General features: G+C 70.1%; 12 protein-coding genes. 4 read left to right on the top strand and 8 right to left on the bottom strand.

All coding sequences use genetic code 11. The annotated features are described in order from the left end of the window. The first annotated feature begins 136 nt into the window (after positions 1 to 136). From NRY95_10125 to NRY95_10140, 4 genes are all read left to right on the top strand, one after another. Positions 137 to 5,239 (top strand): NAD-glutamate dehydrogenase, encoded by a 5,103-nt coding sequence (locus NRY95_10125; GenBank protein UYC18278.1) that lies wholly within the window; start codon positions 137 to 139, stop codon positions 5,237 to 5,239. Positions 5,240 to 5,478: 239 nt separating this feature from the next. Then, on the top strand, positions 5,479 to 6,249 hold the full coding sequence (locus NRY95_10130) for an NAD kinase (GenBank protein UYC18556.1): 771 nt from the start codon (positions 5,479 to 5,481) through the stop codon (positions 6,247 to 6,249). A gap of 136 nt (positions 6,250 to 6,385) precedes the next feature. Further along, a complete protein-coding gene (locus NRY95_10135) occupies positions 6,386 to 7,351 on the top strand; it encodes a 5'-nucleotidase (protein UYC18279.1) in 966 nt (321 codons plus the stop codon). Then, positions 7,348 to 8,154: a transferase gene (locus tag NRY95_10140; GenBank protein ID UYC18280.1), complete on the top strand. Its 807-nt coding sequence runs from the start codon at positions 7,348 to 7,350 to the stop codon at positions 8,152 to 8,154. Before NRY95_10135 ends, NRY95_10140 begins: the two co-directional genes overlap by 4 nt. 250 nt (positions 8,155 to 8,404) lie before the next feature. Here NRY95_10140 and NRY95_10145 read toward each other — a convergent pair whose 3' ends face one another. The 8 genes from NRY95_10145 to can all read right to left on the bottom strand — a co-directional run bounded on the left by NRY95_10145 (position 8,405) and on the right by can (position 17,460). Next, positions 8,405 to 8,941, bottom strand: a complete 537-nt coding sequence (locus NRY95_10145) for a DUF2939 domain-containing protein (GenBank protein ID UYC18281.1) — start codon at positions 8,939 to 8,941, stop codon at positions 8,405 to 8,407. Positions 8,942 to 9,060: 119 nt separating this feature from the next. After that, positions 9,061 to 9,747 (bottom strand): DUF2461 domain-containing protein, encoded by a 687-nt coding sequence (locus tag NRY95_10150; protein UYC18282.1) that lies wholly within the window; start codon positions 9,745 to 9,747, stop codon positions 9,061 to 9,063. Then, entirely contained in the window at positions 9,744 to 11,183 is a 1,440-nt protein-coding gene (gene sbcB / locus NRY95_10155; GenBank protein UYC18283.1) for an exodeoxyribonuclease I, read from the bottom strand. The genes NRY95_10150 and sbcB overlap by 4 nt, the downstream gene beginning before the upstream one ends. A gap of 165 nt (positions 11,184 to 11,348) precedes the next feature. Continuing rightward, positions 11,349 to 12,713: an FAD-dependent monooxygenase gene (locus NRY95_10160; protein UYC18284.1), complete on the bottom strand. Its 1,365-nt coding sequence runs from the start codon at positions 12,711 to 12,713 to the stop codon at positions 11,349 to 11,351. Between the two features lie 49 nt (positions 12,714 to 12,762). Further along, positions 12,763 to 14,034: a kynureninase gene (gene kynU / locus NRY95_10165; GenBank protein UYC18285.1), complete on the bottom strand. Its 1,272-nt coding sequence runs from the start codon at positions 14,032 to 14,034 to the stop codon at positions 12,763 to 12,765. Between the two features lie 30 nt (positions 14,035 to 14,064). Continuing rightward, entirely contained in the window at positions 14,065 to 16,200 is a 2,136-nt protein-coding gene (locus NRY95_10170) for an FUSC family protein (GenBank protein ID UYC18286.1), read from the bottom strand. Between the two features lie 33 nt (positions 16,201 to 16,233). Next, positions 16,234 to 16,758 (bottom strand): 3-hydroxyanthranilate 3,4-dioxygenase, encoded by a 525-nt coding sequence (locus tag NRY95_10175; GenBank protein ID UYC18287.1) that lies wholly within the window; start codon positions 16,756 to 16,758, stop codon positions 16,234 to 16,236. 39 nt (positions 16,759 to 16,797) lie between these two features. Continuing rightward, entirely contained in the window at positions 16,798 to 17,460 is a 663-nt protein-coding gene (can, locus tag NRY95_10180; protein ID UYC18288.1) for a carbonate dehydratase, read from the bottom strand. Positions 17,461 to 17,587 lie beyond the last annotated feature (127 nt).

Here is a 17,587-nt window from a genome sequence, read left to right on the forward strand (position 1 = left end):
CGGCGCCCGCGCGACTTTGCCCGATCTGGCGTGTGCCCGCATCCCCCATCCCGGTTTGCGCCATGCAGCAAGGTAGTTGAACGCGCCACCGGTACAATTCTGGCTTTCCCAACGAGCATCGTTGTTGCTCCCCGTCATGAAACCCAAATCAGACGCCTCCCGTTCCAGCAAGTCCTCGGCCGCCGCCACCAGCAAGTCCGCGTCCAAGCCCGCTCCCGCTTCGTCCAGGCCCGCCGCGGCGGCGTCCGCCAGGAAGGCCAAGCCCGCGCCGGTCGCCGGCAAGCGCGGCGCGGCGCCGGTACCGGCCACTGCGCAGGTGATCGATGCGGCGCCGGCCGCGACCGGTTTCAGCCTGGAGCCGGTGTACGCGGCGTTGCGCCAGCGCTACCCGGCCGCGCGCCAGGCCGAGGCGCAGGTGTTCGCCGAACAGTTCTACAAGCGCATGGAGGAGGACGAGTTCCCCCACCACAGCGCGCCGGAATGGGCCGCGCTGGCGGCGTCGATGCTGGAATTCGCGCGCAAGCGCAAGCCGGGCACGGTCAACGTGCGGGTGTTCAATCCGAGCCTGAAGGAGGATGGCTGGGAGTCCTCGCGCACGGTGCTGCAGATCGTCAACGACGACATGCCGTTCCTGGTCGATTCGGTGAGCATGGCGCTGTCGGAGCTGGGCATCGGCGTGCACGTGCTCGGCCACCCGGTGCTGCGCATGAGCCGCGACAAGGGCGGCAAGCTGGAGACGGTCGGCGAGGGCAAGCCGGAATCGCTGATGCTGCTGGAGATCGACCGGCAGCCGCCGGAGGACATGCCGCGGGTGGACGCGGCGATCCAGCGCATCCTCGGCGAGGTGCGCAACATCGTGCGCGACTGGAGCGGCATGCGCGAGAAGATGCTGACCCTGGCCGACGACCTGACCACGCGGCGCCTGCCGGTGGACGACAAGGGCCGGCGCGAGGCGCAGGAATTCCTGCGCTGGGCCGCGGCCGACCATTTCACCTTCTTCGGCTACCGCGAGTACCGGGTCGAGAAGCAGGGCGGCGAAGACGTGCTGGCGCCGCTGGAGGACAGCGGCCTGGGCCTGTTGCGCGGCCACGACAAGTCGCCGTCGCGTCCGGTGCGCACCCTGGCCGCGCACGGCCTCAGCGAATCGGGGATCAAGGAAGCGCTGATCCTGACCAAGACCAACGCGCGCTCGCGGGTGCACCGCAGCGGCTACATGGACTACATCGGCGTGCTGGAGTTCGACGCCAAGGGCCGCATCGTCGCCGAGCAGCGCTTCCTCGGCCTGTTCACCTCCAGCGCCTACAACCGCCGGCCGTGGGAGATCCCGCTGGTGCGCGAGCGCCACGACTACGTGATGCGCAAGTCCGGGCTGACCCCGAGCAGCCATAGCGGCAAGGCGCTGCGCCACATCCTGGAGACGCTGCCGCGCGAGGAACTGTTCCAGTCCAACGAGGAGGAGCTGTACCGCACCGCGATGGGCATCCTCGGCCTGCAGGAGCGGGTGCGCAGCCGCCTGTTCCTGCGCCGCGACAAGTACGGCCGCTTCATTTCCGCATTGGTCTACATCCCGCGCGAGCGCTTCAACACCGACGTGCGCCTGCGCATCGAGGCCTTGCTGAAGGACGCGCTGCACGGCGAATACATCGATTCCAGCGTGGTGCTGGGCGAATCGCCGCTGGCGCAGCTGCACCTCATCGTGCGGCCCAAGCCCGGCGAGGCGCTGGAATTCGATACCACCGAACTGGAAGCGCGCCTGGCGCACCTGCTGCGCAACTGGCAGGACGACCTGCGCGAGGCGCTGGTCGCCAGCCGCGGCGAGCGCGACGGCCTGCGCCTGGCCGCCAGCTACGGCCGCGCGCTGCCGGCCGGCTACATCGAGGAATCGACCGCGCAGATCGCCGCGCGCGACGTCGAGCGCCTGGCCGCGCTGCGCGGTCCCGACGACCTGCACCTGAGCCTGCAGTCGCTGCGCCGCGACGGCGCCGACAGCCTGCGCCTGAAGCTGTACCGCCAGCGCGACGACCTGCCGCTGTCGGACGTGCTGCCGATGATGGAGAACCTGGGCCTGCGGGTGATCTCCGAGCGCCCGTACCGGCTGACCGTGGACGGCACGCTGCTGTACATCCAGGACTTCGAAGTGGAGCCGCTGGCCGGCACGATCGATGTCGAGCGCGCCGACGCGCCGCTGTGCGAGGCGTTCGTGCGCATCTGGCGCGGCGATGCCGAGAACGACGGTTTCAACCGCCTGATCGTCGGCGCCGGCCTGGGCTGGCGCCAGGTTGCGATCCTGCGCGGCTACTGCAAATACCTGCTGCAGACCGGGGTGCCGTTCTCACAGGCCTATGTCGAAGAGACCTGCACGCGCTATCCGCTGCTGGCACGGCTGCTGGTGGAACTGTTCGAAGCGCGTTTCGATCCGGCCACCGGCAGCGAGAGCAAGGCGCAGATCGCCGACGGCCAGGCCGCGCTGTCGGCGCAGCTGCACCTGCTGGCGGCCGGCGACGAAGGCGCGCTGAAGGCGCTGCAACCGGTGATCGACGCGCGCCGCGGCGACCGCGATGCGCAGCTGGAGGCGGCCAATGCCGCGCTGCTGAAGCTGTTCGACCAGGTCGCCAGCCTCGACGAGGACCGCATCCTGCGCAGCTTCAAGGGCGTGATCGAAGCGACCCTGCGCACCAGCTACTACCAGACCGGCAAGGACGGCCAGCCGGGCCACTGCATCAGCTTCAAGCTCGATTCGGCCAAGGTGCCGGAGCTGCCCAAGCCGCGTCCGTACCGCGAGATCTTCGTGTACGGCCCGCGCGTGGAAGGCGTGCACCTGCGCTTCGGCGCGGTGGCGCGCGGCGGCCTGCGCTGGTCGGACCGGCGCGAGGATTTCCGCACCGAGGTGCTGGGCCTGGTCAAGGCGCAGATGGTCAAGAACACGGTGATCGTGCCGGTCGGCGCCAAGGGCGGCTTCTTCTGCAAGCGCGCGCCCGCCGGTGGCGACCGCGACGCGGTGCTGGCCGAAGGCATCGCCTGCTACAAGCTGTTCATCCAGGGCCTGCTCGACATCACCGACAACATCGTCGGCGGCAGGATCGTGCCGCCGCCGCAGGTGGTGCGCCACGACCAGGACGATCCGTACCTGGTGGTCGCCGCGGACAAGGGCACCGCCACGTTCTCCGACATCGCCAACGGGCTGGCGATCGACCACGGCTTCTGGCTGGGCGACGCGTTCGCCTCCGGCGGCTCGGTCGGCTACGACCACAAGGGCATGGGCATCACCGCGCGCGGCGCCTGGGAGTCGGTCAAGCGCCACTTCCGCGCGCTGGGCCGCGATTGCCAGAGCGAGGACTTCAGCGTGGTCGGCATCGGCGACATGTCCGGCGACGTGTTCGGCAACGGCATGCTGCTGTCGCGGCACATCCGCCTGCTGGCCGCGTTCGACCACCGCCACATCTTCCTGGATCCGACGCCGGATCCGGCGGCCTCGTTCGCCGAGCGCGAACGCCTGTTCAAGCTGCCGCGTTCCAGCTGGGCCGACTACGACGCCAGGCTGATCAGCGCCGGCGGCGGCCTCTATCCGCGCACGCTGAAGTCGATCGAGATCAGCGCGCCGGTGCGCGAGGCGCTGGGCCTGGAAGCGGGCGTCAAGCAGCTCTCGCCGAACGAGCTGATGAACGCCATCCTCAAGGCGCCGGTGGACCTGTTCTGGAACGGCGGCATCGGCACCTACGTCAAGGCCGCCAGCGAGACCCATGGCGATGTCGGCGACCGCGCCAACAACGGCCTGCGCGTCAACGGCGGCGAGCTGCGCTGCAGGATCGTCGGCGAAGGCGGCAACCTGGGCCTGACCCAGCTCGGCCGCATCGAGGCCGCGCAGGCCGGGGTGCTGCTCAACACCGACTTCATCGACAACTCGGCCGGCGTGGACACCTCCGACCACGAGGTCAACATCAAGATCCTGCTCAACGACGTGGTGCAGGCCAAGAAGCTGACCGTGGCGGCGCGCAACACGCTGCTGGCGTCGATGACCGACGAGGTCGCCGAGCTGGTGCTGTGGGACAACATCCGCCAGAACCAGGCGCTGAGCCTGATGGAGCGGATGAGCGTCAAGCGCCTGGGTTCCAAGCAGCACTTCATCCGCACCCTGGAAGCGCAGGGCCTGCTCGACCGGCAGATCGAATACCTGCCCTCGGACGCGGAGATCTCCGCGCGCAAGGCGCGCGGCCAGGGCCTGACCCGGCCGGAGCTGGCGGTGCTGCTGTCCTACTCCAAGCTGGTCGCGTTCCAGCAGCTGCTGGAATCGGACATCCCCGAGGACCCGTACCTGTCCAAGGAGCTGCAGCGCTACTTCCCGCAGCCGCTGCAGAAGAAGTACGCCGATGCGATGGAGCGGCACCGGCTCAAGCGCGAGATCATCGCCACCGCGGTCACCAACACCACCATCAACCGCATGGGCGCGACCTTCCTGATGCGCATGCAGGAAGACACCGGGCGCAGCATCGGCGAGGTGGCCAAGGCGTACACGATCAGCCGCGAGACGCTGGACGCGCGCGCGCTGTGGACGCAGATCGACGCGCTGGACGGGCAGGTGCCCGAGTCGGTGCAGATCGATGCGCTGGAAGTGATCTGGAAGCTGCAGCGCGCGTTCGTGCGCTGGCTGCTGTTCCGCCCCGGCCCGATGCCCGGCATCACCGCGGCGGTGGAGCGCTACCACGAGCCGTTCAACGACATCCGCGTCGCCTCCGGCGTGCTGCCGGACGCGCAGCGCCCGCTGTACGAGGCGCTGGTGCAGGAATGGCAGGACAAGGGCCTGCCGCCGGCGCTGGCGCAGCAGCTGTCGGAACTGCGCTTCCTGGAGCCGGCGTTCGACATCATCGAGATGGCGCGCACCCGCAAGCTCAAGCCGGTGGAGGTGTCGAAGGTGCACTTCCGCCTCGGCGAGGCCTTGCAGCTGCCGTGGATCTTCGAGCAGATCGATGCGCTGGAGGTCAACGGCCGCTGGCATGCGGTGGCCCGCGGCGTGCTGCGCGACGAACTGGCCAAGCACCACAGCGCGCTGGCCGGGCAGGCCCTGGCGTTGCCGGGCGGCAATGCCGAGGCCAAGGTGCAGCAATGGCTGCAGCGCGACGACAGCAGCCTGCGCTTCACCTTGAACATGCTGCAGGAACTGTCGGCGCAGAAGGCGCTGGACTACCCGACGGTGTCGGTGGCGGTGCAGCGGCTGGGCCAGCTGGCGGCGCACGGGTTGTGACCCGTGATCAGGCCCGCTTTGCGGGCCTGATCCAAAAGTTTGCACAGCAAACTTTTGGCGCCGCACGGCCACTTCGCCTATCCCCCGCGGCTGTCGCCGCGCCCCCCTTAACAGAAGGGGGGCTTTGCTCCAGAAGCATTGCGTGAGCCGGGTGTTCTCGGCTCGCGCTTGTCCGTGTGGACGCGAAGCGCGCGGGTAACGGTGCGCCGGGTATGATCGGGGCCATGAATGCTTCCGTCCTGCCGTCTTCTCCCCGTATCTGTTTTCTTGCCAGCACCGCGCCGCCTGCGCTGCAGGCGCGCGATCAGTTGATCGCGCGCTATGGCGACTGCGCGCCTGCCGAGGCCGATGTGCTGTGCGCGCTCGGCGGCGACGGTTTCATGCTGCAGACCCTGCATCGTCATGGCAGCCTCGGCAAGCCGGTGTTCGGCATGAAGCTGGGCACGGTCGGTTTCCTGATGAACCAGTTCCGCGACGACGATCTCCCCGAGCGCCTGGCGCAGGCCGAGCCGGCCAAGCTGCGGCCGCTGGAGATGCTGGCGCAGACCGAGTCCGGCACCACCACCGGCTCGCTGGCCTACAACGAAGTGTCGCTGCTGCGGCAGACCCGCCAGGCCGCGCACGTCAGCATCGACCTCAACGGCCAGACCCGGGTCGACGAACTGATCTGCGACGGGGTGATGGTGGCCACGCCGGCCGGCAGCACCGCCTACAACTCCTCGGCGCACGGCCCGATCCTGCCGCTGGGTTCGCACACCCTGGCGCTGACCCCGATCGCCCCGTACCGGCCGCGGCGCTGGCGTGGCGCGATCCTCAAGGCCGACACCGAAGTGCGCCTGCGCGTGCTCGATCCGTACAAGCGCCCGGTCAGCGTCACCGCCGACTCGCACGAGACCCGCGACGTGGTCGAAGTCACCATCCGCGAATCGCGCGACCGCCTGGTCACCCTGCTGTTCGATCCGGAGCACAATCTGGAGGAGCGGATCTTGAGTGAGCAATTCATGGTTTAGGGGCTGGGAATGGGGAATCGGGAATGGGGAATCGCAACAGCGGTTTCCGTGTTGTTCGTTTTCCCCGTATCACGTCCGCGCCTGTAAACCGCTTTTACCGATTCCCCATTCCCGACTCCCCATTCCCAGCCCCCAAATGTCCGACAACGCCCCCCGCCTGCTCACCGTCGCGATCACCTCGCGTGCCCTGTTCGATCTGGAAGAGGGCCATGCCCTGTTCGAGCAGCAGGGCGTGGAGGCGTACAGCGCGTACCAGCGCGAGCGCGAGGACGATGTGCTGGCGCCGGGCGTGGCGTTCCCGGTGGTGCGCAAGCTGCTGGCGCTGAACCAGGGCACGCCGCCGGAGACGCCGCCGGTGGAGGTGATCCTGCTGTCGCGCAATTCCGCCGATACCGGGCTGCGCATCTTCAATTCGATCCAGCACTACGGGCTGGGCATCGTCCGCGCCACCTTCACCTCCGGCGAGGCCACCTGGCCCTACGTCAAGCCGTTCGGCACCGACCTGTTCCTGTCGGCGAATCCGGAATCGGTGCGGCGTGCGCTCAGCCATGGCATCGCCGCGGCGACGATCCTGCCCAAGCCGCCGGGCGAACATGCGCAGGAGGCGGCCGCGGCGGCGGGGGCGATCGATTCGGAGCGCCTGTCCACGCAGCTGCGCATCGCCTTCGACGGCGATGCGGTGATCTTCGGCGACGAGGGCGAGCGCTTCTCGCGCGAGCAGGGCGTGGAGGCGTTCGGCCGCTACGAGCGCGAGAACGCGCGCGAGCCGCTGACCGGCGGGCCGTTCCGCAATTTCCTGTCCGCGCTGCATGCCTTGCAGTCCGCGTTCCCGGCCGGCGAGGCCTCGCCGATCCGCACCGCGCTGGTCACCGCGCGCTCGGCGCCGGCGCACGAGCGGGTGATCCGCACGCTGCGCGAGTGGGGCGTGCGCCTGGACGAGGCGCTGTTCCTCGGCGGCCGCCACAAGGGACCGTTCCTGCAGGCGTTCGGCGCCGACATCTTCTTCGACGACTCGCAGCACAACATCGACAGCGCCGCGCGCGAACGCGTGGCCGCCGGGCACGTGCCGCACGGCGTGGCCAACCTCATCGCCAAGCCGTGAGCGCGGCGTCCGGCGGCAACCGCGGCGGTCGCTGGGCCACGCTGCGCCAGCTGCTGCGGCGCGCGCAGGCGCCTGTGCCGCGTCCGGGGCGGCCGTACGTGGAGCGCGGCTGGCGCTACACCAGCCTGCAGTTCAAGGGCGAGGTGACCCAGAGCCGGATGCTTACCTGGTGGCCGCAGGTGCTGGAGGTGGGCTATACCCGCAGCATGCTCGGCGCGCTGTTGCTGCGGCCGGAGCCGCGCTGCATCGGCATCGTCGGCCTGGGCGGCGGCTCGCAGGCCAAGTTCTGCCATCGGCACCTGCCGCAGGCGCGGATCGAGGCGATCGAGGCCGACGCCGACGTGCTGGCGCTGCGCGACGCCTTCCACATCCCTGCCGACGATGCGCGTTTCCAGGCGCTGCACGGCGATGGTGCGCAGCTGCTACCGCAGCGCCGCGGTCGCTACGACCTGCTTCTGCTCGATGCCTACGATGCCGACGGCATCCCCGCGGCGATGCGTACGCGCGGGTTCTACGACGATTGCCATGCCGCGCTGACGCCCGGCGGCGTGCTGGCGGTGAATCTGTACGACACCGACACCCGCCAGCACGTGGCGCACCTGCGCAAGATCTTCGGTGGCCGCGTGCTGCGCATGGACGAGCCGGAGATGGACAACCATGTGCTGTTCGCCTGGACCGGCGCTGTGCAGGCGCTGGATGTGCGCGCCGCGCTGGCGCGCCTGCCGTGGTCGGCGCGCTGGCAGTTGCGGCCGACGTTCCGTCGCCTGCAGCGGGTGTTCGAGACGACCGCCTGGCGCCGCTGAGCGGATGCGTCGCTGCGACATGCCGCCCGTCATTGTGGCAGCGGCTTCAGTCGCGACGAGCGGAGGCGGAGACCATCCTGGTCCCGGTATTTTGTTGGAGCGGATGCAGCGAGCAGTCGGGACTGAAGTCCCTTCCAAAGTGCAGCCAGCCGGCCTGCCGCAGGTCCTTGTGGGAGCGACTTCAGTCGCGGCTGACGATTTCTTCCGGCACCGATGTCGCGGCCGATGGCCCGAGGCCACGTAGAGCCTCCTACAGGGGCAGCAGGATGTTGCTGAGCTTCCAGCGCAGCCCGTCGCGGGTGAAGACGCAGGGCACCGCGGTGCCGTCGGCGGTGTGGAGGGTGGCGACGAAGCGCGAGGTCGACTCGAAGCGGTGTTCGGCCTGCCGCAACGGTTGCACCGGGCGCGGTGCGGCGTAGGTGTCGCCGCCCACGGTGTCGCCGCTGGCGCGCTTCCACAGCGCATCGCCCTGCAGCAAGGCGCCGATCCCGGCCGGGGTGACCATCGCATCCACGCCCATGCCGCTGACGCTGCCGGCCAGCGACAGCAGGGCAGCGCCGAACAGGCCGGACTGCAGCTCCGGCCCGGCGCGACGCAGCAGCGCATCGTCGACCTGCGCCTTCAGGTTCACGCGCAGGGTGGGGAAGTCGACGTAGCGCTCCAGCGCCGCCGCATCGCGCTGTTCCAGCGCCTGGCTGATGCCGCGGATCGCCAGGTACGGCCCGGCGACGACGTAGCCGCCGAGCGCGAGCAGGGCGAGGAACAGCAAGGCCAGCCATTTTTTCATCGTGTGCCTCGATGCGGGTGCACGCTTTTCGGAGGAGCGGTTTTAGCCGCGACAGGTGTTACCGATAAAACCTGGCGTGGCTGAAGCCGCTCCTGCAGGTACACAACGCGTTGCCACGTCTAGAATTCCAGATCCAGCGCCGCGCACAAATAATCCACGAACGGTCCCAGCGTCTGCAGGTCGGCCGCCACCAGCGCGCGCAGTTTCGGCCCGGTCATGGTGGCGTCGTCGAGCTGGCGCCAGAACACCCAGTTCTTGTGCTTGAGGTCGTCGATGAACTCGAACTCGGCCGGGAAACCGCGTGGCGGCCGCACCAGCACTTCGCTGGCCTCGAAATCGAAGCGGCGGCGCAGCTTCGGCGCATGCGCGGCGGCTTTCCAGCTGCCCGGGTTGTCGAAGATGAACTGGCGCACCTTGCGCTGCGTGTCCGCTTCCGGGTGCCACAGCCCTGCGCCGACGAAGCTCTCGCCCGGCTGCAGGTGGAGGTAGAACGACGGCGCCGGCACCTGCTTGCGCCGCTCGTGGAACAGGCGCGCGCCCTGCCAGGTCTTGTACGGCGATTTGTCGTGGGAGAAGCGCGCGTCGCGGTGGATGCGGAACAGCGAACCGCCGACCCCGCGCGGGTCGGAGCGGAAATGCTCGCTGACCTGGGCCAGGTCCGGCTGCAGGTCGGTGATCAGGCGCAGGAACGGCTGGCGCACATGCTCTTCGTACTTGTGCCGGTTGTCGTTGAACCAGGCCTTGTCGTTGTGCCGCGCCAGGGCACGCAGGAACTTGAAGCTGGCGTCGCTGAAATAACTGGTCATAAGGTGCGTTGCAGGTCTTGGCCCCAGGCGGCCAGCTGGTCGAGCAGAGCCTGCTTGGTAGCATCGTTGGGGTGAGCCAGGCGTAAATCGGCCAGCTGTGCGTAGTAGCCGTCGAAGTTCAGTTCCGACAGGCCGCTGTCGTCGACCAGGCGCCGGCGCCGGTAGTCGTCCCAGCGGCCCTGCTCGGCGATGGACAGGGTCTGCGGCCAGTTGCGCGCACGGTAGCGGAACAGCAGTTCGGGCAGGCGCGGATCGCGGAAGCCGGTTTCCAGCGGCGCCAGCTGCGCCGGCGGGGTCGCCCGCACCTGCGCCATCGCGCGCTTGTCGGCATCGGCCAGGAAGCCGTCGTACAGCGACGCATCGACGTCGGCCGGGGCCGCGGCGCGTTCGTCGCCGAACACGCGGCGGACCTTCTCGGCCAGCGCCGGCCGGGCCTCGCGCAGGCGCGCGGCCTTGGCCAGGAGCTGCGCCGGATCGAGCTGCAGGCGGGCGAAGTCGGGCTCGCGCAGGTGCGCCCAGGCGACCAGTGCCGGCGCCTTGTTCAGGTGCACTTCCTTCAGCGGGATGCGCTGCTCGCCCTCGGGCAGGTCGGCCTGCGGCGTGTACAGGCGATCGGCGATCTGCTCCGGCGTGTAGCGCAGCAGCGGCTCGATGTCGCCTTCCAGGTCGAACACCAGCACCCGGCTGTCGATGCGCGGATGCCGCGCCAGCGGCAGCACCGGCGCCGCGCACAGGCGCGCGGCCGGATAGCGCATCGACACGTGCAGCACCGGCTGCATCGCCACCACGTCGAGCAGGCCGCCGCAGAAGCGCTTGTCGCGCAGTTTCAGCGCGTAGTCCCACAGCCGCGGCTGGCGCTCGCGAAACAGCCGCGCCATGCCGATGGTGGCATACACGTCGGACAGCGCCTCGTGCGCGTCGCCGTCGCGCACGCCGTTGGCCAGCGCCAGCTGCTCCAGCTTGAACGAGGTGGCGCCGTCCTCGCGCTGCGGCCAGACGATGCCTTCGGGGCGCAGCGCGTGCATCAGCCGCAGCATGTCCAGCAGGTCCCAGCGCGAATTGCCGCCGCGCCACTCGCGCTCGTACGGATCGTGGAAATTGCGGAACAGGCCGTGGCGCACGAATTCGTCGTCGAAGCGCAGCGAGTTGTAGCCCAGCGTGCAGGTCTGCGGCCGCGCCATCTGCTCGGCGATGCGCGCGAACGCATCGGCCTCGTTGACCCCGTCGCGCAGGGCCTGCTGCGGGGCGATGCCGGTGATCAGGGTGGCGATCGGCGAGGGCAGCAGGTCGTCGGCCGGCTGCACGAAGAAACTGACCGGCTCCTCGACCACGTTCAGCGCCGCATCGGTGCGCACCGCCGCGAACTGGGCGATGCGCGTGCGCCGCGGATCGGCACCGAAGGTTTCCAGGTCGTAGAAGAGAAAGCTGTCGGGCATCGGGGAGTCGGCGGTATGTGGTGGTGGAGCGTCGGCCGCGGCTGCGTTGTTGCTTGCGTGACGCATAGGCCGGCTTGTGCAGGAGCGGCTTCAGCCGCGACCGGCGCTACCGGTAATGCCGGTCGCGGCTGAAGCCGCTCCTGCACAGGGTAAGGCAAGATCGGCTCAATGCGCGCCCTCCAGCGGCGCCAGGCGTTCGTGCACGGTGCGTTGCAGCCAGGCCCAGTCGATCCGCGACAGGTCGCTGTGGCCCTGCGTGGCCTGCACCAGGATCTGGCGCTGGATCTCGCTGCGCTCCAGTGCCAGCGCGTACGCCGTGCGCAGGAAGGTGACCATGGTGTAGTGCGGCACGAAGCGGGTCGGGTGACGCGCCTGCAGCGCCTGCTCCAGCTCGCGCTGCAGCAGGAAGCCGGCATCGCCGACGCGGTCGCGCATCTCGATGTAGTTCTCCAGCGCCATCTGCTGGATCGCGCTGGCGTTGGGTTTGCGCTCGGCCTCGAATGCGGCGTAGGCGCGGCCCAGGTCCGGCCCGCGCTGCAGGTGCGCGGCCAGGGCGACGCAATCCTCGAACGCGCAGTTCATGCCTTGGCCGTGGAACGGCACCATCGCATGCGCGGCATCGCCGAGCAGCACCGCGCGCCCGTCCAGGTGCCAGCGTTCCAGGCGCAGCGTGCCGAGCAGGCCCGGCGGGTGCTGTTCCCAGTGTTCGGCCAGTTGCGGCATCAGCGGCAGCGCATCGGCGAAGTCGCGTTCGAACAGCGCCAGGGCTTCCGCGCCGCTGCGGGTGGTGGCGAAACTGGGCTCGCCTTCGTTCGGCAGGAACAGGGTGACGGTGAAGGTGCCTTCGTCGTTGGGCAGGGCGATGCACATGTAGTGCCCGCGCGGCCAGATGTGCAGCGCGTTGGCCTCGATGCGGAAGCTGCCGTCCGGGTTGGGCGGGATCTCCAGTTCCTTGTACGAATGGTCCAGGAACTCGGTGTGTTCGGCCATCGGCGACTTGCGCTGCATCGCCGCGCGCAGCGCCGAGCCGGCGCCGTCGGCGCCGATCATGCTGCGGAAGCGGATGTCGTGCGGCTGGTCGTCGCGGTCGTCGATGAAGCGCGCGTAGCCGGCGTCGAAGTCCACCGTGTGCAGGCGCCGGTAGAAGTGGATCTGCGCGCCGGCCTGTTCGGCCAGCTGCAGCAGGGTGATGTTGAGGTCGTTGCGGTGCACCGACCAGATCACTTCGCTGTCGTCGCGGCCATAGCGTTGCAACTGCTGGCGGCCGTCGGCGAAATGCACCATGCGCCCGCGCATCATCACCGCCTTGGCCATCACCGCGGCGTCGGCGCCGGCCTGGCGCAGCGCGTGCAGGCCGCGCTCGGCCAGCGCCAGGTTGATCGAGCGGCCGCGCTCGTAGTCCTGGATGCGCGGATCGCCGCGGCGCTCGTAGACGGTGACGCGCCAGCCCTGGCGCGAGAGCAGGATGGCGAGCAGGGAACCGGCCAGGCCGGCGCCGATCAGGGTGATGCTGCGGGGGGAGACGCTCAAGGAGAAATCCGGCATGACGCGCGGCGGTGGCCGCGCAGGAGGGGGCGGCTCAGACGCCGGCCCAGGTTTCCGCTTCCTCGACGAAGCGGTAGACGTCGCGATAGCGGGTGTACAGCGGCACCGGGCTGATCCGGATCACGTCCGGCTCGCGCCAGTCGCCGAGCACGCCGACCGATTGCAGGTACTCGAACAGCGCACGGCCGCGCTCGCGGCCGCCGATCACACGCAGCGACAGCTGGCAGCCGCGCTGCGCCGGGTCGGCCGGGGTGAGGATCTGCAGGGTCTCGGCCAGGCGCGCGCGGATCAGCGTCTCCAGGTAGCCGGTGAGCTGCAGCGACTTGCGCCGCAGCGCCGGCAGCCCGGCGCGTTCGAACAGCTCCAGCGAGGCGCGCAGCGGTGCCATGCTCAGCACCGGCGGATTGCTCAGCTGCCAGCCGTCGGCGCCGGGCGCGGCGACGAACTCCGGCCGCATCTGGAAGCGGGTGCGCTTGTCGTGGCCCCACCAGCCGGCGAAGCGCGGCGTGTCGCCGTGGCCGTGGCGCTCGTGCACGAAGGCGCCGGCGACCGCGCCGGGACCGGCATTGAGGTACTTGTAGTGGCACCACACCGCGAAATCGGGCGCGGTGTCGTGCAGGGTCAAGGGGATGTTGCCGACGGCATGCGCCAGATCGAAACCGACCGCCGCGCCGGCCGCGCGCGCCAGCCGCGCCACCGCGTCCAGGTCGAAGGCCTGCCCGGTGCGGTACTGCACGCCCGGCCACAGCACCAGCGCCAGGCGCGGGCCGTGTTCGCCGATGGCGCGTTCGATCGCCGCCAGCGACACGGTGCCGTCGGCGCCGTCGGGCTGCACTTCGATCAGCTCGGTGGCCGGGTCGAAGCCGTGGAAGCGGATCTGCGAGGCCAGCGCATGCTGGTCGGACGGGAACGCGCCGGCCTCGATCAGGATCGCCGGGCGCTCGCGGGTCGGGCGGTAGAAACTGACCATCAGCAGGTGCAGATTCACCGTCAGCGTGTTCATCGCCACCACTTCGTGCGGCAGCGCCCCGACCAGCTGCGCCAGCGGCGCGGCCAGCAGTTCGTGATAGGTCATCCACTGGGTGTCGCCGGTGAAGTGGCCTTCCACCGCCAGCGTCGACCACTTGTCCAGCACCTCCTGCACCGCGGCGCGCGCGCCGCGCGGCTGCAGGCCGAGCGAATTGCCGACGAAGTAGGCCTGGTCGGCGCCCTGGTGCTGCGGGAACAGGAATTCGCGGCGCAGCTCGCGCAGCGGGTCGGCGGCGTCGAGCGCGGTGGCGTGGTGGCGGGTCAGGATCTCGTTCATCGGCAGCGGGTGACAGGACCAGGGCACAGTCTACCGGTCGCGGCGTAGCGCTTCGTCGGCGACCGTGGCGGCGGCCGGCAGCATGGCGCTGCGCAGCAGGTGGGTGAGGGTGCCGACGCTGTCGGCGACGCGGTCGCCGGTGTCGGCCAGCGCGGCCAGCGCCGAGCCGTCGCTGGCCTCCTGTAGATGCGCGGCCAGCGCCTCGGCCAGGCGCCGTTCGTCGTTGCGCAAGGTCGCCTGTGCCGGCGGGGTGCCGCTGCGCAGGCTGTCGGCCAGTTGCGTCAGTGCGGCATGCGCCTGGCGCCGGAACTGCTCCAGTTCCGGCAACGGCGGCAGCGGCGGGCTGTCGCGCAGCACCGCTTCCAGCGCCAGCGAGGCGCGGATCAGGCGGTTGCCGTTGGCCAGCACCGACTCGGCCAGTTTCAGTTCGCGCAGGTTGCGCTTGCGCCGCGGCTCGCCGCGCAGCCGCTCGATCGAGGCCTGCACGTTGCTGCGCGCGGTACGCGACGCGGCGCGGGTCTCCGGCAGCGCCTGCAGGCGGCCTTCGAGCAGCGCGGCGAGGTGGTCGCGATACGCGAGCAACAGCTGCGCCAGGGTGGCGCGGATATGCCGCCGCTCCCAGGTCGGCCACAGCGCATAGGCGACCAGCGCCAGCGCGCTGCCGAGCACGGTGGCCTGGATGCGCTCGCCGATCGCCTCGCCCGGGGCCATGCCCTCGAACGACAGCAGCAGCACCAGCATGCCGGTCAGGCAGGCCACGCCAAGGCCGTAGTTGACCTGGGTCAGCAGGCGGAAGCCCAGGCAGAACACGGTCAGCAACAGCAGCCGCACCACCGCGCCGTCCATCGTGAAGTGGGCCAGCACGGTGGCCAGCACCAGCCCGGCGAAGGTGCCGGCCACGCGCAAGGCGCCGAAGCTGAGGGTGCCGCCGAAATCCGGCTTGAGCACGATCGCGGTGGTCATCGGGATCCAGTAGCCGTGCGGGATCGCCTGCCAGCGTTCGAACAGCACCGCCAGGCTCAGGCACACCCCGCAGCGCAAGGCATGCCGGAACGCGACCGAGGAGAAGCCGAGGTTGGCGCGCAGGGTCTGCAGCGGCGCCAGCGGACGCAGCGCTGCCGGCAATCTTGCTTCGGCCAGCTCGGCCTGGATCTCGCCGCGGCTGCTGGCCCAGTGGCCGTTGCGCACCAGCGCGCGCAGCTGCCCGCCCAGGCCCTGCGCGCGGGCCACGGCGATGCGCAGCAGGCGCCGCTCGCGGGTGTCCTGCGCTTGCGCCTGGGCCTGCGCCAGCGCCTCGGCCAGATCGTCGAAGCCGGTCATCGAGGCCTCCGCCGCGGCCGGGTCTTCGGCGTTGTCCAGGGCGTAGGCGAGCTGGTCCAGCACCACCGCGCTGCGCTCCAGCACGCGCTCGATCGGCAGCCGCGCGCTCGAGGCCTCGTCCAGGCGCGCGTGCAGGTCGGCCAGGGTCAGCAGTTCCAGCCGCGCGCGTTCGCACAGCTCGGCGATGATCCGGAACGACTGCACCGCCAGCCCGCGCGAGCGATGCTCGCCGTGCAGCATCACCATCGCCTCGAGTACCGCTTCGGTGGCCGGCGGCGCCAGCGTCGCGCTCGGCCGCTGGCGGGCGATGCCGGCCAGTTGCCGCATCAGCTCGGCCAGCGCGAAGCGCTCCGGGCGGTAGCGCTGCAGCGGCCAGGCGGCCAGCGCCATCAGCATCTGCAGCACGCCGCCGGCGAAGATCAGCGCGGCCACGCCGACGCTCTGCGCCGCCGGCAGGCGCACGTCGGCGCTGACCACCAGTAGGATCATGCTGGTCAGCCCGACCCGCGCCGCGACCGGGCCCAGCGCCACCAGCAGGCCGCCGCCCAGGCCCAGCAGCAGCGCCGCCAGCGCCAGCGCCGCGGTATGCGCGCCGATCAGCATGCCCAGCAGCGCCGCGCCGCCGGCCGCCAGCGCGGCCATCAGCATGCGCTGCATGCGCGCCCGGTATGGCCCGGGCTGGTCGGAGAACATGGTGTTCAGCGCGCCGGTGGCCATCGCCAGGCCGAGCGCGGCGTGGCCGCTGGCCACGCCCGCGGCGAGCGGGGCGACCACCGCGAAGGTGTTGCGCAGGGCGACGCGGAGCGGAACGTCGCGCGGCTTCAGCGCGATCAGGCTATGCAGCATCGCAGCCCGGCGCGATGGTCGGCGAGGGCGCGCTCACGGCGCGGCGACGGGCGCCGGCACCGGGTGCAGCTGTCCGCAACGGCCGCAGGTGCGCAGCGCCTCGGAGGCGTAGAAGCGCGCGAATACCGGCGGGAAATCGGTCTCGATGTTGCGCAGCGGGAAATACTCTGCGTACAGCAGGTGGTTGCAGCGTTCGCAGTACCACTGCAGGCCGTCGTTCTCGTGCGGCAGGCGCCGGCGTTCGATCACCAGGCCCACCGAATCGGGCCCCCGCTGCGGCGAATGCGGCACCTTCGGCGGCAGCAGGAAGGTCTCGCCGGCACGGATCGGGATCTCGCGCACCGCACCGTCTTCCTGGACCTTCAGCACCATCTCGCCTTCGAGCTGATAGAACCACTCCGGGCCTTCGTCGTAGTGGAAGTCCGAGCGCGCGTTCGGTCCGCCGACCACCATCACGATGAAGTCGCCGGCGTAGATGCACTTGTTGCCCACCGGCGGTTTCAGCAGGTGCCGGTGTTCTTCGATCCAGGCGTGCAGGTTGAGCGGGGCGGGGAGCATGCGGTGTCCTCGGGCAGTCGTGTCGGCGCCGGCACGGGATCAGCGATCCTCGCGATCCTGATAGATCCGCGCCAGTGCGGCATCGTAGCGCGGCGCCAGGTCCTCGATCCGCTCCAATTCCATGCCCAGGTCGTGGACGCGGCCGTCGCGCAGGCTGTAGACCCAGCCGTGCACGGTCAGTTCCTGGCCGGCGGCCCAGGCATCGCGCACGATCGAGGTGCGGCTGACGTTGACCACCTGCTCGAGCACGTTGAGTTCGCACAGGCGCGCGTGCTGCAGGGTCAGGTCGCCGGCCTGCTGCAGGCAGCCCTCGTGTTTTTCGGCGACGTCGGTGACGTGGCGGATCCAGTTGTCGACCAGGCCCAGGCGCGCGCGGGTCAGTCCGGCATGCACGCCGCCGCAGCCGTAGTGGCCGACCACCAGGATGTGCCGTACCTTCAGCACCTCGACCGCGAACTGGATCACCGACAGGCAGTTGAGGTCGGTATGCACGACCACGTTGGCGATGTTGCGGTGGACGAACACCTCGCCCGGCGCCATGTCGATGATCTGGTTGGCCGGCACCCGCGAATCGGAGCAGCCGATCCACAGGTATTCCGGGGTCTGCTGCTTGGACAGGCGACCGAAGAATTCCGGATCCTCGCGATTGATGCGCTCGGACCAGGCACGGTTGTTGTGCAGTAGCTGATCGATTTTGCTCATAGCCACGCATTATTCCAGAATCCGGCGCGCACATGGGCGCGTCGCGGCGGCTGCGGGAGTGGCGCGGTTCATCGGCGCGGCGGCGGCGCGGACACACGCCGGCGTATGTTGGTCGGGACGCGCGGCG

The organism is Xanthomonas campestris pv. phormiicola (assembly GCA_025666215.1).
In the GTDB taxonomy this organism is placed as follows: domain Bacteria; phylum Pseudomonadota; class Gammaproteobacteria; order Xanthomonadales; family Xanthomonadaceae; genus Xanthomonas_A; species Xanthomonas_A campestris_A.

Bases quoted from the DNA above. Each gene is read 5' to 3' on its own strand.
- NRY95_10125 (UYC18278.1), top strand. From the start codon at position 137: ATGAAACCCAAATCAGACGCCTCCCGTTCCAGCAAGTCCTCGGCCGCC.
- NRY95_10145 (UYC18281.1), bottom strand. From the start codon at position 8,941: ATGAAAAAATGGCTGGCCTTGCTGTTCCTCGCCCTGCTCGCGCTCGGC.
- NRY95_10170 (UYC18286.1), bottom strand. From the start codon at position 16,200: ATGCTGCATAGCCTGATCGCGCTGAAGCCGCGCGACGTTCCGCTCCGC.
- can (UYC18288.1), bottom strand. From the start codon at position 17,460: ATGAGCAAAATCGATCAGCTACTGCACAACAACCGTGCCTGGTCCGAG.
- sbcB (UYC18283.1), bottom strand. From the start codon at position 11,183: ATGCCCGACAGCTTTCTCTTCTACGACCTGGAAACCTTCGGTGCCGAT.
- kynU (UYC18285.1), bottom strand. From the start codon at position 14,034: ATGAACGAGATCCTGACCCGCCACCACGCCACCGCGCTCGACGCCGCC.
- NRY95_10150 (UYC18282.1), bottom strand. From the start codon at position 9,747: ATGACCAGTTATTTCAGCGACGCCAGCTTCAAGTTCCTGCGTGCCCTG.
- NRY95_10135 (UYC18279.1), top strand. From the start codon at position 6,386: ATGTCCGACAACGCCCCCCGCCTGCTCACCGTCGCGATCACCTCGCGT.
- NRY95_10175 (UYC18287.1), bottom strand. From the start codon at position 16,758: ATGCTCCCCGCCCCGCTCAACCTGCACGCCTGGATCGAAGAACACCGG.